The sequence below is a fragment of the Chondrinema litorale genome (assembly GCF_026250525.1).
Lineage (GTDB): Bacteria > Bacteroidota > Bacteroidia > Cytophagales > Flammeovirgaceae > Chondrinema > Chondrinema litorale.
The window spans coordinates 3,532,487-3,546,166 of sequence record NZ_CP111043.1 but is presented as its reverse complement, the minus strand read 5'-3'; the positions used below and the strand labels follow the sequence as shown (position 1 = coordinate 3,546,166).

The 13,680-nt window shown below is 34.9% G+C and carries 12 protein-coding genes; 10 read left to right on the top strand and 2 right to left on the bottom strand.

Annotated features, from left to right (window positions below):
- Positions 1-18: 18 nt before the first annotated feature.
- The 3 genes from hslU to def all read left to right on the top strand — a co-directional run bounded on the left by hslU (position 19) and on the right by def (position 2,522).
- Positions 19-1,401, top strand: a complete 1,383-nt coding sequence (hslU, locus tag OQ292_RS14585) for an ATP-dependent protease ATPase subunit HslU (protein WP_284682875.1) — start codon at positions 19-21, stop codon at positions 1,399-1,401.
- A gap of 114 nt (positions 1,402-1,515) precedes the next feature.
- The gene (gene ruvX / locus OQ292_RS14580) at positions 1,516-1,944 is read left to right on the top strand and encodes a Holliday junction resolvase RuvX (protein WP_284682874.1); all 429 of its coding nucleotides are present in this window, start codon (positions 1,516-1,518) and stop codon (positions 1,942-1,944) included.
- Between the two features lie 23 nt (positions 1,945-1,967).
- Positions 1,968-2,522, top strand: coding sequence for a peptide deformylase (gene def, locus OQ292_RS14575; protein ID WP_284682873.1), 555 nt, complete (start codon positions 1,968-1,970; stop codon positions 2,520-2,522).
- A 70-nt stretch (positions 2,523-2,592) separates the two neighbouring features.
- Here def and rlmN read toward each other — a convergent pair whose 3' ends face one another.
- The gene (gene rlmN, locus OQ292_RS14570) at positions 2,593-3,642 is read right to left on the bottom strand and encodes a dual-specificity RNA methyltransferase RlmN (protein WP_284682872.1); all 1,050 of its coding nucleotides are present in this window, start codon (positions 3,640-3,642) and stop codon (positions 2,593-2,595) included.
- A 158-nt stretch (positions 3,643-3,800) separates the two neighbouring features.
- Between rlmN and OQ292_RS14565 the strand changes: the two genes are divergently transcribed.
- Both OQ292_RS14565 and OQ292_RS14560 read left to right on the top strand, forming a co-directional pair.
- On the top strand, positions 3,801-4,814 hold the full coding sequence (locus OQ292_RS14565) for a hypothetical protein (RefSeq protein ID WP_284682871.1): 1,014 nt from the start codon (positions 3,801-3,803) through the stop codon (positions 4,812-4,814).
- A gap of 193 nt (positions 4,815-5,007) precedes the next feature.
- Positions 5,008-5,961 carry an acetyl-CoA carboxylase carboxyltransferase subunit alpha gene (locus OQ292_RS14560; protein WP_284682870.1) on the top strand — a complete coding sequence of 318 codons (954 nt, stop codon included), beginning with the start codon at positions 5,008-5,010 and terminating at the stop codon, positions 5,959-5,961.
- A 77-nt stretch (positions 5,962-6,038) separates the two neighbouring features.
- Here the strand turns inward: OQ292_RS14560 and OQ292_RS14555 are convergent, their stop codons facing one another.
- Positions 6,039-7,322 (bottom strand): DUF349 domain-containing protein, encoded by a 1,284-nt coding sequence (locus OQ292_RS14555; protein WP_284682869.1) that lies wholly within the window; start codon positions 7,320-7,322, stop codon positions 6,039-6,041.
- Positions 7,323-7,595: 273 nt separating this feature from the next.
- Between OQ292_RS14555 and ettA the strand changes: the two genes are divergently transcribed.
- The 5 genes from ettA to OQ292_RS14530 all read left to right on the top strand — a co-directional run bounded on the left by ettA (position 7,596) and on the right by OQ292_RS14530 (position 13,558).
- Complete coding sequence (ettA, locus tag OQ292_RS14550; RefSeq protein WP_284682868.1) at positions 7,596-9,266, top strand: energy-dependent translational throttle protein EttA; 1,671 nt, start codon at positions 7,596-7,598, stop codon at positions 9,264-9,266.
- A gap of 130 nt (positions 9,267-9,396) precedes the next feature.
- The gene (gene mutL, locus OQ292_RS14545; RefSeq protein WP_284682867.1) at positions 9,397-11,292 is read left to right on the top strand and encodes a DNA mismatch repair endonuclease MutL; all 1,896 of its coding nucleotides are present in this window, start codon (positions 9,397-9,399) and stop codon (positions 11,290-11,292) included.
- 159 nt (positions 11,293-11,451) lie between these two features.
- The gene (locus tag OQ292_RS14540; protein WP_284682866.1) at positions 11,452-11,763 is read left to right on the top strand and encodes an ATP-dependent Clp protease adaptor ClpS; all 312 of its coding nucleotides are present in this window, start codon (positions 11,452-11,454) and stop codon (positions 11,761-11,763) included.
- A 189-nt stretch (positions 11,764-11,952) separates the two neighbouring features.
- Positions 11,953-12,555, top strand: a complete 603-nt coding sequence (recR, locus tag OQ292_RS14535; RefSeq protein WP_284682865.1) for a recombination mediator RecR — start codon at positions 11,953-11,955, stop codon at positions 12,553-12,555.
- Entirely contained in the window at positions 12,548-13,558 is a 1,011-nt protein-coding gene (locus tag OQ292_RS14530; RefSeq protein ID WP_284682864.1) for a glycosyltransferase family 2 protein, read from the top strand. The genes recR and OQ292_RS14530 overlap by 8 nt, the downstream gene beginning before the upstream one ends.
- Positions 13,559-13,680 lie beyond the last annotated feature (122 nt).

Here is a 13,680-nt window from a genome sequence, read left to right as displayed (position 1 = left end):
ATTTATAAAAGTTTTAATATGCTTGACAATAATAAATATTACACACCAAAAGAAATTGTTGCGGAACTCGATAAATATATTATCGGACAAAACGAAGCGAAAAGGAATGTAGCCATTGCTCTCAGAAACCGTTGGCGAAGAATGAATTCCAAACCGGAAATTCAGAAAGAAATTATGCCAAACAACATACTGATGATCGGAGCTACCGGTGTAGGTAAAACTGAAATCGCCAGAAGGTTGGCAAACATCGCAGATGCACCATTTATTAAAGTAGAAGCTTCTAAATTTACCGAAGTTGGTTATGTGGGTAGAGATGTAGAAAGCATGGTAAGAGACCTTTCGGAGCAGTCTGTACAAATGGTAAAGACTCAAAAGAAGAAAGAAGTAAATGAAAAAGCTGAGCAGATTGTTGAAGATCTTCTTTTAAATGCATTAATCCCACCTCTAAAATCTAGCAATACATCGAACAGCGGAAATAACGTTGGATTCCAATCTTCAGATCAGGAATTGAATGAAAAAACCCGCGAACGTTTCAGAGAAAAAATTAAGAACAAAGAGTTAGAAGATCGCAAAATCGAGATTGTTGTGGATAACAATAGCAATCCTGGTGTTGGTCTTGTAGGTGGTGGTGTTGATGAAGTTTCTATGATGAACATTCAGGAAATGATCTCTGGAATGATGCCTAAAAAGCAAAAGAAACGCAAAGTAACTATTAGTGAAGCTCGCAAAATCTTAATGGAGCAAGAAAGTGCTAAACTCATCGATATGGATGAGGTGAAAGAAGAAGCCGTTTTTAAATGCGAAAATGCTGGAATTATCTTTATAGACGAGATAGATAAAATTGCAGTAGGTTCTGGTGGTGGTAAAGGACCTGATGTAAGCCGTGAGGGTGTACAAAGAGATTTACTCCCAATTGTAGAAGGAAGTGCTGTAAATACAAAATATGGTGTAATTAAAACAGATCATATTTTATTTATCTCAGCAGGTGCATTCCACGTGTCAAAACCTTCTGACCTCATTCCTGAGTTACAAGGGCGTTTCCCAATTCGTGTAGAATTAGATAGTCTAACTAAACAAGACTTTTTCAATATTCTAAAAACACCAAAAAATGCCCTTACTAAACAGTACTCAGCACTTTTTGAAGCTGAGTCAGTTTCATTAGAATTTCAGGAAGATGCATTAGAAGAAATTGCAGAAATCGCATTTACAATTAACAGCGAGATCGAAAACATTGGTGCTAGAAGATTACATACTGTAATGAGTAAATTACTCAACGACTTCTTATTTGATGTACCAGATGTAATTACTCCAAACTCAAGACTTTCTGTTACAAAAGAAATGGTTCATGAAAGACTTTCTGGTCTTGTAGCAAACAAAGATTATAGCCAATACATCTTATAAAAAACTATTCACAGGTTCGGCAAAATTTTCGAAAAGCTCCGGAAATTACATTTGTTCAATAAATACTTATGCCGAACCTGTGTGCTTTTGCCTTATTAACTTTACTTTTGCAGGATGGCAAGAATTCTGGCAATAGATTATGGCAAAAAGCGAACAGGCATCGCAGTAACTGACGAACTTCAGATTATTGCAAATGCACTAGACACAGTACCTACCGAAAACCTTATCAAGTTTCTTACAGAATATTTTAAGACACAGAATGTTGAAAGTATTGTTTTAGGAATGCCTAAAAACCTAGATCAGTCAGAAACTCATGCCACTCCACTAGTTCTAAAATTCAAAGAACAGCTTACCAAACTTTTCCCTGAGAAAAAGATTTTCACTGTAGATGAGCGATTTACTTCCCGTATGGCCGTAAATGCAATGGTAGCTGGAGGCATGAAGAAAAAAGACAGAAAAAATAAATCTAACATTGATAAAATAAGTGCTGTAATTATTTTACAGTCATTTATGGATAGCAAAGATTTTCTCCAAAATCAATAATCATAATTAATACAGATAGCAAAATGATTTATCCAATTTATTCTTACGGTTTCCCGGTATTAAGAAAAAAAGCTGAAGATATAGATAAAGATGGTGACATTGACGTGAAAAAGTTGACTGAAGACATGTTTGAAACCATGTATGCAGCTAATGGTGTAGGACTTGCCGGACCACAGATTGGCAAATCACTTAGAATTTTTGTTATAGACGCAGATGCCATGGATCCAGAAAACCTGGAAGGCTATAAAAAGGTGTTTATAAATCCAGAAATAATTGAAGAAGAAGGTGAAGAGTGGCCATTTGAAGAAGGTTGTTTAAGCATTCCAAAAATTAGAGAAGAAGTTACAAGACAAGAAAAAGTAACTATTAACTACTTTGATGAAAACTGGGAAGAGCATACAGAAACCTTCGATGGATTAGTTGCCAGAGTTGTTCAGCACGAATACGACCACATAGAAGGCATTTTGTTTACAGACCATTTAAGCTCATTCAAAAAACGCCTACTTAAAGGAAAACTCAATGGCATTAGCAAAGGAAAAGTTGAGCATGACTATAAAATGAAATTCCCAACCAAGTAGTTAAACGGCTAAAAAATATAAACCCCTTCACTCAAAACAGTGAAGGGGTTCTTTTTTAATCAAATAAATTTTAGTTCTTATTTGCCAATTGCCCACACGCTGCATCAATATCTTTACCCCTACTTCTTCTAATATTCACATTTACACCCTTTCTTGTAAGATATTCGCCAAACATTTCTAGCCTATCTTCTTTCGTATTTTGGTAACCCGCCTCACTTATTGGGTTATATTCTATAATATTTACTTTACTTGGCAAGTGTTTGGTAAATCTGTAAAGCTCTTCTGCATCTTTAATACTGTCATTAAAATTATGAAACACGATATATTCATAAGTAACAGCATTTTTAGTTTTATGGAAATAATACTTCAAGGCATCCCTCAACACATCCAAATTATTTTGGTCGTTAATCGGCATTATCTGCGCTCTTTTTTCATCATTTGCTGCATGCAGAGATAAAGCCAATCTAAATTTCACCTCATCGTCACCTAGTTTCTTAATCATTTTAGCTATGCCCGCTGTAGAAACAGTAATTCTCTTAGGCGACATTCCAAGCCCTTTAGGAGAAGTTATATATTCTACCGACTCCAAAACATTCTTATAGTTTAACAATGGCTCACCCATGCCCATATAAACAATGTTTGTAAGTGGAGTTTGGTAACGCTCTTCCGCCTGTCTAGAAATAGCTACAACCTGATCATAAATTTCAGCAGCATCCAAGTTTCTTTTTCTATCCATATAACCTGTTGCACAAAATTTACAGGTAAGCGAACAACCTACTTGCGAAGAAACACAAGCAGTCATTCTATCATCTGCCGGAATGAGCACTCCCTCTACTAAATGTTTATCGTGTAACCTAAAACCAGATTTTATGGTACCATCATTACTAATTTGAGAATGATCAACCACAACAGGATTAATTATAAAGTTTTCACTCAATAATTCTCTAGTTTTAATAGAAAGGTTAGTCATGTCATCAAAGCTGTGAGCCGATTTCTTCCATAACCATTCATATATCTGCTTGGCTCTAAATGCTTGCTCCCCATTGTTTTTAAGGAAATCTGCCAGCGCATTTAGATCGAGCTTTCTTATATCTTTTTTGTCTTGAGTATTTGTTAACATAAACGCAATAATAACTAAATATTAAATTTTTACTGATATGGTTTATTTGCCCAGTTTTAATTTGCAATTGCCTTTTTCAACACAGTATTTTGCTGCCCTTTGCAAATTAAGACAAAGCTTTTTTTAAAGCATACAAGCATAGCTAAATAAATCAAACAATGGAGTTAGTTTTCATGGTCGCCGGTTTTATGTTTGCTGCTTACTCTGTAGTAGCTAACGATGTTATTCAAACACTCGGCACATTTTTAAGTTCAAACAGGGAAAGACCCTGGTGGATTCTTTCAATTTATACCGGCGGCATTCTATCTGTTGTTCTAGTTTATGGCTGGTTACATTACAATGGAGACGTTTCCTACGGAAGATTAAGCTCAAAAGGATTAGGTGAATTACCTTCTCCATTTTACTGGTGGTATATGCTACCTCCACTTGTTTTGTTAATCATTACTCGTTACGGCATACCAGTAAGTACTACCTTCCTTATTCTAAGTATCTTCTCTATTAGCAGCGACGAAAGCATTCAAGGTAATGCCGTTGATATTTTAATAAGCATATTCTCTGGTAAATCTACTATCGGAAAAATGCTTAGCAAATCAATTTTAGGCTACATAGTTGCATTTGGTGCAGCAATAGTATTATATTTTTTAATAGCTAAAAAGGTTGAAAAATATTTTCTAGACCACAAATATCTTAAAGCTGATAATAAATGGGTTGTAATGCAATGGTTTTCTACTGGTTTTTTGTGGAGCCAATGGTTAATTCAAGACCTTGCTAATATCTATGTGTTTTTACCCAGAGAGTTACCACTTGCTTACCTTATCTTTTCACTGGTACTCATCTTATCATTAATCTGCTATATTTTCTATAACAAGGGTGGCTCAATACAGAAAATAGTAACCTCCAAAACCAATACTACTGATATAAGATCAGCTACTATTATCGACTTTATTTATGGTATCATCTTATTAATTTTTAAAGAGATGAGTAATATACCAATGAGTACTACATGGGTTTTTGTTGGTTTATTAGCAGGTAGAGAGTTTGCCATATCTTACCAATTAAATATACAAAGCTTTGCAAGTGTTTTCCAATTAGTATTAAGAGACCTTGCAAAAATTATGTTAGGCTTGGTAGTAAGTATACTACTGGTCTTATTAATCTCAATGCTTCAGTAAATTCACCTTTTCAAGCAGGATTTATTACCAGTAAGAAATACTTACTGGTAATAAAATCACTGTCCTTTCTGCCTTTTATCCGAAATCAATTATATTAGCGACTCGTATTAAGCTGAAACAGCTCTCAATATTATGAGAGTAAGTGAAACCAATAGCTAATAAAGGCTATTTATAATAAATTAAGCAAATATCTATGAGCAATTTGTTAGATTTTGAAAAGCCAATTGCAGAGCTGGAAGCAAAACTTCAAGAAATGGAAGCAATGGCTGAGAATAACGACGTTGACATTAAAGAGGCAATCGATTCACTAGAGCAAAAAATAAACGAACTTAAAGTGAATACCTTTAAGAATCTTACCCGCTGGCAAAAGGTACAACTGTCTCGTCACCCAGAGAGACCTTACACCCTCGATTACATTTATGAAATCACTTCGGATTTTATCGAGATTCATGGTGATAGAAATGTAAAAGACGATAAGGCAATGGTTGGTGGATTAGGTACCATTGATGGTAAAACCTTTATGCTCATAGGTCAGCAAAAGGGCAGAAACACCAAACAAAGACAAATGCGTAACTTCGGTATGCCTAACCCTTCTGGCTATAGAAAGGCGCTTCGTCTCATGAAAATTGCTGAAAAATTTAATAAGCCTATAATCTGCTTTATAGATACTCCTGGTGCATTTCCTGGAATAGAAGCAGAAGAAAGAGGACAAGCAGAAGCAATTGCACGTAACCTCAAAGAAATGTTTATGCTTAAAGTGCCAATTATTTGTATAGTAATTGGTGAAGGAGCTTCTGGAGGCGCATTAGGCATTGCGATAGGTGATAAAGTATTTATGCTTGAAAACACATGGTACTCTGTAATTTCGCCTGAAAACTGTTCTACCATTCTTTGGAGAAGTTGGGATTACAAAGAACAAGCCGCTGAAGCGATGAAACTAACTGCCGAGGATATGAAAAAAGCCAAGTTAGTAGATGGTATTATAGAAGAGCCTCTTGGTGGAGCACATACAGACTACAAGATTATTACGCAGGCTGTAAAAGACACAATTCTTAAAGAAACTGCCAAGTTAGAAAAACTTAGTGTAGACAAGAGAATAGAAAAAAGAATCGCTAAATACTCAGATATGGGTGTAGTGGTTGAGTAGGAAAGAATATATAAAATAGAAAGCACAAAAAAACCGAAGGCATTCTTCGGTTTTTTTATGATCTAAATCTATAAAAATTAAGATTGTATTACTTGTTCTAGCTTTTCAAGAATACGCCCTTTCGTTTTTAGCTTATTTACAAAATTATTTCTTTGCTGAAAGATATTCATATTTGAAGACGAGCGCATACCTTGAGCAAGCACAAATGCATGTTTCTTCTGGAAGTCTTCCAGCTCTTGCTCATCTTTCTTAATAGATTCTTTAAGCACTACAATTCTTAGTCTTGCCTGATCTGGTAGTGATCTCTTATAAATATCAGGGTGGAAATACTTAGTCGATTTCTCAAGAAAATAAGTTTCAAACAACTCGTTACAAACAATTCGGAATCTAAGATTAAGCTCTTTATCTTCCTGATGATTAGTTTGTTTTCCAAGTTTTTTCCAGTTGTCCTGAACTTGCTTAATCTCGTTGATATTTACTTTACTACCATCCATTTTTAGCATGTCAGATACACCATTAAGTAAATCTCTTTTAATCTCAATAGCCGATTTATCTCGAATAGATACACTGTATTTGAGGCTATTAAAATATTTATCGAGCTCCTTCTTAAAAGTAATTTGTAGCCTTTTAATCTTCTTAATAGGAAGATTTCCAACGTTTTTCCATTCACGCTGAAGATTTTTAACAAATTGCTTTTTCTCTGGATCAGACCCTGCCTTATTAATGTTTTCAATCTGGTAAACCAGCTTTCTGTAACGCATAAAGCGTTCATTCTGAATTTTGGTCTGCTCATCAAAGAATGACTTTCTTCTTTGGAAGAAATAGTCTAATGCATTATTAAAATCATCGGTAAGGCGGTCATCTACCTCTTTGTGAGCGCTACCGGTTTTAATCCATTTTAGTTTGAGCTCCTTAAATTTGTTAGAAGCATTTTTCCAGTCGGTGCTTCCTTTTAAGCTGTTTGCTTCCTCTAGTAAAGCTGTTTTAATTTCGTAATTCTTCTCCCTATTCTTCTCAATATAGGCGTTTATCTCATCCTCGAGCTCGTTAATTTCATTGAAAAGCACGATAAAATCTCCTAATCCATTATACTGCGCTAAATATGTACGCATGTGGATTAATTTCATTAAATAGGAGCCCTTATTCTCTGCTTCAACTACAGAATTTTTTACGTCCTCGAGTTTCTTTTTCACCATTTCGTAACGATTCACGAAATAGCGCATACTTTCTTCATCACTTTCTCTTACTACACCTAATTCTCTATCTTTGAATTCAAAATAGCCTTTCAGATAAACTTTTCCATCTTTAATATACCCGAACTCTGAGATTTCGGGATATTCTTTAATTGTTGATTCTGACATTGGTTTCTAATTTTCGTTTGTTTTGGCAAAAAGTTAAAAAAATTACAGCGATAATTATTAAAACACATTAATAAATATCAATTTTTCAATAAAAAGGCTGCATTTGCGCGTAACAACAGTTGATATCACTAATATTGCTTAAAAATATCATTTTCAATTGAAAATATCCAAAAAAATATGACTAACCTCATTCAATTATTTTTTTTTCTGAATGATTTAAATTAGCAAGAATTTTCAATAAAATTAAAAAATTAATTCAATTAACTAACTCCCATGAGTAACGAAACTATCATTTTTTCGATGGAAGGGGTAAGTAAGATTCATCCCCCCAATAAACAGGTACTAAAAAATATTTATCTTTCTTTTTTCTACGGAGCTAAAATTGGTATTCTCGGTTTAAATGGCTCAGGTAAGTCTTCACTTTTAAAAATTATTGCAGGTGTAGATAAGTCTTACAATGGCCATGTAGTTTTTTCTCCAGGATACACAGTTGGTTATCTGGAACAAGAACCTCAGCTCGACCCTGAAAAAACTGTAAAAGAAGTAGTACAGGAAGGTGTAAAAGAAATTGTTGATCTTCTTAAAGAATTCGACGAAATAAATATGGCATTTGCCAACCCTATGTCTGACGACGAAATGAATAAACTCATTGAAAGACAGGGAGAAGTTCAAGAAAAACTTGATCATCACAATGCTTGGGAGTTAGACAACAGATTGGCTAAGGCAATGGATGCCCTTAACTGCCCACCTGAAGACGCAAAAATTGGCGTACTCTCTGGTGGTGAAAAAAGAAGAGTAGCACTTTGTAGATTATTACTAAAAGAGCCAGATGTACTCCTACTCGACGAACCTACCAACCACTTAGATGCAGAATCTGTACATTGGCTTGAGCAACACTTACAGCAATATAAAGGTACTGTAATAGCAGTAACTCACGATAGATACTTTTTAGATAATGTAGCCGGGTGGATTCTTGAACTAGACAGAGGAGAAGGTATTCCATGGAAAGGCAATTATTCTTCTTGGTTATCTCAAAAACAAAACAGATTAGCACAAGAAGAAAAATCTCAGTCTAAGCGCCAAAAAACCTTACAACGTGAGTTGGAATGGATCAATATGTCGCCAAAAGCTAGACAAGCCAAGCAAAAAGCCAGAATTAATTCTTATGAAAAAATGCTTTCTGAAGAAGGAAAAGCAAAAGAAGAGAAACTGGAATTATACATACCAGATGGTCCGAGGTTAGGTAATGTGGTTATTAATGCAGAAGGAATAACCAAAACCTTTGGCGATAAAGTGCTTTACGAAGACCTTACATTCTCACTTCCACAAGGTGGTATTGTAGGTGTTATTGGTCCTAATGGTGCAGGTAAAACCACGCTTTTCAATTTAATTACCAATAAAGCAAATCCAGATAAAGGTAATATTACCATTGGTTCTACTGTAGATATCGCTTATGTAGACCAAGAACATACCCACCTAGACCCAGAAAAAACAGTTTGGGAAACCATTTCAGATGGAAATGAACTGCTTACAGTAGGTACTAGAGAAATTAACTCTAGAGCATATGTAAGTAAATTCAATTTCTCTGGTAGCGATCAACAGAAAAAAGTTGGTGTGCTTTCTGGTGGTGAAAGAAATCGTGTACATCTGGCTATGACTTTGAAACAAGGGGCTAACCTACTATTACTCGATGAGCCTACCAACGACTTGGATGTAAACACATTAAGAGCATTAGAAGAAGCATTGGATAACTTTGCAGGTTGTGCTGTAATTATCAGTCACGACAGATGGTTTCTTGATAGAATTGCTACCCATATTCTGGCTTTTGAAGGTGATGCAAAAGTGCGTTTCTTCGAAGGTAACTTTACAGAATATGAAGAAAAAAGGAAAGAATTAACTGGTAATACAACCAGACAAAGATTTAAGTATAAAAAATTGAAATAAAAACAAATTATTAATAAATATTTTTCTTTTTTTATTAATTTCAATAATTAATAAATTTAAAGTAACAAAAATAAAACATTTTGTTTTTTGTACTTTGTAAGCATAGCTTAATTCAAATTAATTTACATTCATGAGGGATGTTATACATTTACTTCCTGAATCACTAGCTAATCAGATCGCGGCTGGAGAAGTGGTACAAAGGCCTTCTTCTGTAGTAAAAGAACTGCTTGAAAACTCTATTGATGCAGGAAGTTCTCAGATTACTTTAATAATCAAAAACGCTGGAAAATCACTTATACAGGTAGTAGACGACGGTAAAGGGATGTCAGAAACCGATGCAAGGATGTGCTTTGAGCGCCATGCTACGTCAAAAATTGCTGACACAGAAGATCTGTTTAAGATACTAACTTTTGGTTTCAGAGGAGAAGCCTTGGCTTCTATTGCTGCAGTTGCTCAAGTTGAGTTAAAAACCTGCCAAGAAAGTGATGAAACTGGTGTTTTGATTGAAATTGAAGGATCTGAGATTAAAAGACAGGAACCCGTAATGAGTCAAACAGGTACTACTGTATCTGTAAAAAACCTGTTTTTTAATGTACCAGCCAGAAGAAATTTTTTAAAATCCAATCCGGTTGAAATGCGCCACATTATTGAAGAATTTCAAAGAGTGGCACTTTCTAATCCTGAAATAAATATGTCTTTATATCAGGATGATCTAGAAACACTCAACTTAAAATCTGGCAAGCTGGCAAAACGAATTGTAAGTATTTTTGGTAAGCAATATCAAGATCAACTCATCCCTTGTAGAGAAGAAGTACAACATGTGCTCATCGAAGGATACATTGGCAAACCAGAATCTGCCAAGAAAACTAGAGGTGAGCAGTTTTTCTTTGTGAATGGCCGCTATGTAAAGCATCCATACTTGCACCATGCCATTATGAATGCTTACGAGGAATTACTGCCAGAAGGAACATTCCCTTTTTATGCATTAAAAATAGACCTAGACCCTGTTCATGTAGATATTAATGTGCATCCAACCAAAACAGAAGTCAAATTTGACGATGAAAGAACCATATATGCCGTAGTAAGTGCTACAATTAAACAAGCACTTGCTTCAAATGGAATTACTCCTTCCATCGATTTTGACTTGGATGTAAACTATGCCACACAGAGAGCCGCTTCTACTTTGCCCTCTTCTGCCAATAACAGTAATATTAGCAGTGGAAGCAACAATAAGTTTACTGTGCCTACAGGTACTTTTAATAATAATCAGGTTAAAAACTGGCAAAAGCTATATCCCGATCCTGATAAAACACGCAAGTGGGAAAATGAATTTATGGAATTAAAAAGCCGATCAGATGTACCAGAAAAATCTGGCAAACCACTTGAAATCACTTTCAGTAGTGCAGCAAATGAAATTAACGAGCAGGCAGAGCAAGAAGAAAAGCTAAACGAGCACCAAGCTAGGGTTCAAAAAACACTTCAAATAAAATATAAATACATTGTTGCTCAGGTAAAATCGGGCTTAATGGTAATTAACCAGCAAGCCGCTCATGAGCGAATTTTGTACGATCAGTTTATTAACAGACTCGAAAGCGGAAAAGGCATTTCTCAAAAATTGGTTTTCCCACAAACCATTGAGTTACCTCCTGCAGATTGTGCTACTTTAATTGGTGTATTACCAGAACTTCACCAAATCGGTTTTGAATTGGAGCCTTTTGGCCAACAAGCATTTATTTTAAGAGGGATTCCAGCAGAAATTAAAGAATCTGCAGCAGATAGTATTATAGAGAGTTTTCTGGAGCAAATTAAAATGAATCAGACATCATTGGAAGATGAAAAGAAAAGCAAAATGGCTAAAATTATGGCTAAAAAAGCTTCTTTAAAGGAGGGCGACCGATTACACAGTGATGAAAGACAAGCATTAATAGAGCAACTTTTTGCTTCTTCTAATCCCAACTATAGTCCGGATGGGAAAAAGATAATTGCGATGCTTGGTTCTGAAAGATTAGATGAACTTTTTATGTAAAAAAAGATTATACTAAAATACAGGTGAGAACCTGTTATGCATTAATACGGAATATATTGTAAATTTGCATTTTAATTTAGTAGTAAAACATTTTACAATTAAATGCTTTAACTCTAAAAGTATTTAATTAATAAAAAGAATATTTTAACCAGAATCAAAATGCTCTATAATATTAAATTTCATCTTGGCGCAAAACCTGAAGTGGATGTTGAAGTACTTGAACTGGATGAAGTGGACACAGATTCTGAAAAAGAAAGAAATCTAGTTGTATTTAATGATGATGTAAATACTTTTGACCACGTAATTCAGGCATTAATTGACATTTGCGAGCACACAAAAGAACAGGCCGAACAATGTACTCTAATTATACATTACAAAGGAAAATGTGTAGTTAAAAACGGTTCTTATGAAAAATTGGCTCCAATGTGTACCGCAATTTGCGATAGAGGAATCAGTGCTGAAGTTGCTTAATCCTTCACTAATAACTGATTACAACAGTTATCAGCTAGTCTTATCTCATATTCTGTAACTGTGGCTCATAAATATTTAAAAAAAGCCCTTTTTTATTTCTTTCGCTGTACTTATTTTTAGAAACTAAATTTATCAAACGGCCATCCATTCTCTATTTTTCGGGTTTGAATGGCTTAATATTATAACAAGATGAACTACCCTTCCCGTTTACTAGATGATGCTATCAACGAAATTTCCAAACTACCGGGTATTGGAAAAAAGACAGCGCTTAGGCTCGCATTATTTCTATTAAAACAAGAGGAAGACGTTTCTCAAAATTTGTCTAATGCTATTTTAAAACTTCGCTCAGAAATAAAGTATTGCAGTAGCTGCCATAGTATTTCCGACGATGTAATTTGCAATATCTGTAACAATAATTCTAGAGATAAAGGTACTATCTGCGTAGTAGAAAACACTTCAGATGTAATGGCAATAGAAAATACAGCTCAGTACTTTGGCATGTACCATGTACTCGGTGGAGTTATCTCTCCAATAGAAGGTATTTCACCCGCAGATTTAAATCTATCATCTCTATTCGAAAGAGCTCAAAATGAAGAAGTTAAGGAGATTATTCTTGCACTTAACTCTACGATGGAAGCAGATACAACTGCTTTCTATATTATGAAAAAGCTCAAAGAAAGAAACATTAAAATTACCGCTATTGCCAGAGGTGTTCCGGTAGGTGGCGAATTGGAATACACAGACGAGGTAACACTCGGCAGAAGTATTGCCAGAAGAGTGATGTATGAATGATGATGACCCCGAAATATCAGTCATCCTCCCCTATTTCAATGCCGAAGCCACTCTTCACTCAGCTATTGATAGCATACTTAAACAAAAATTTGAAAGTTTTGAGCTCGTTTTAATCAATAATTGCTCAACCGACAATTCTTATCAAGTTGCAAAAAATCTTGCCTCAAAACACCAGAAAATACGCCTAATACAAGAAAATGCTCCCGGAGTTGCGAATGCTTTTAACAAAGGGCTTCAATTAGCTAATGGCAAATTTATAGCTCGTATGGATGCAGACGACACATCCACTCCCAAAAGACTAGAAAAGCAAATACAATTACTGAAAGATAATAGGCAAATCTCCATCGTTGCTTCTCAAGTACAGCTTTTGCCAACAAACAAAAATAGAGGTTTTCAACATTTTGTAAACTGGTCTAACAAGCTCATTTCCCCTGAGCAAATCGCACTTAACAGATTTGTAGAGCAGCCTGTGGTAAACCCCAGTATAATGTGCAGAAAGGAAGTATTTGAGACTGTTGGATCTTACAAACATGGTAACTTTCCAGAAGACTACGATTGGTTTTTAAGAGTATTAGAAGCCGATTATCAAATCGCCAAAATACCTGAACCATTGCTACAGTGGAACGATTCAGCTAGCAGATTAAGCCGTACTGACAAAAGATATAGTATAGCTGCTTTTTATAAAACCAAAGCTTTTTATCTTTCCAAATGGTTAAAGAAAAACAATCCATTTTACCCGCATATAGCCATTTGGGGAATGGGTAAAAAATCTAAACAAAGGGCTTCGTTACTCGAAAAATATAACATCAATATAACCGCATATATTGATGTAATTAATGCTCCTGAAATTTCAGAGACTTATTACCACTTTGAAAACATTCCTCCACCTGGCAAAATTTTTATTATTTCTTATGTAGGTAACAGAGGGGCAAGAGAAAAAATAAGAAACTTTCTAATACAGAAAGGTTATGTAGAAGGCAAAAATTTTATAATGGCAGCTTAAAAGTACTTGACTTTCTGATAAAAAAGCAGCATCTTGGCTGCTGTAAACAAAATTTATTTTTTGCATATTTCTTCATCATATTCCCACATACTGCCAGAAGTGCGCTAAGCCACAGATTTACT

Excerpts from the sequence above, each read along its gene's own strand:
- hslU (WP_284682875.1), top strand. The coding sequence starts at position 19 with ATGCTTGACAATAATAAATATTACACACCAAAAGAAATTGTTGCGGAA.
- ruvX (WP_284682874.1), top strand. The coding sequence starts at position 1,516 with ATGGCAAGAATTCTGGCAATAGATTATGGCAAAAAGCGAACAGGCATC.
- def (WP_284682873.1), top strand. The coding sequence starts at position 1,968 with ATGATTTATCCAATTTATTCTTACGGTTTCCCGGTATTAAGAAAAAAA.
- rlmN (WP_284682872.1), bottom strand. The coding sequence starts at position 3,642 with ATGTTAACAAATACTCAAGACAAAAAAGATATAAGAAAGCTCGATCTA.
- OQ292_RS14565 (WP_284682871.1), top strand. The coding sequence starts at position 3,801 with ATGGAGTTAGTTTTCATGGTCGCCGGTTTTATGTTTGCTGCTTACTCT.
- OQ292_RS14560 (WP_284682870.1), top strand. The coding sequence starts at position 5,008 with ATGAGCAATTTGTTAGATTTTGAAAAGCCAATTGCAGAGCTGGAAGCA.
- OQ292_RS14555 (WP_284682869.1), bottom strand. The coding sequence starts at position 7,322 with ATGTCAGAATCAACAATTAAAGAATATCCCGAAATCTCAGAGTTCGGG.
- ettA (WP_284682868.1), top strand. The coding sequence starts at position 7,596 with ATGAGTAACGAAACTATCATTTTTTCGATGGAAGGGGTAAGTAAGATT.
- mutL (WP_284682867.1), top strand. The coding sequence starts at position 9,397 with ATGAGGGATGTTATACATTTACTTCCTGAATCACTAGCTAATCAGATC.
- OQ292_RS14540 (WP_284682866.1), top strand. The coding sequence starts at position 11,452 with ATGCTCTATAATATTAAATTTCATCTTGGCGCAAAACCTGAAGTGGAT.
- recR (WP_284682865.1), top strand. The coding sequence starts at position 11,953 with ATGAACTACCCTTCCCGTTTACTAGATGATGCTATCAACGAAATTTCC.
- OQ292_RS14530 (WP_284682864.1), top strand. The coding sequence starts at position 12,548 with ATGAATGATGATGACCCCGAAATATCAGTCATCCTCCCCTATTTCAAT.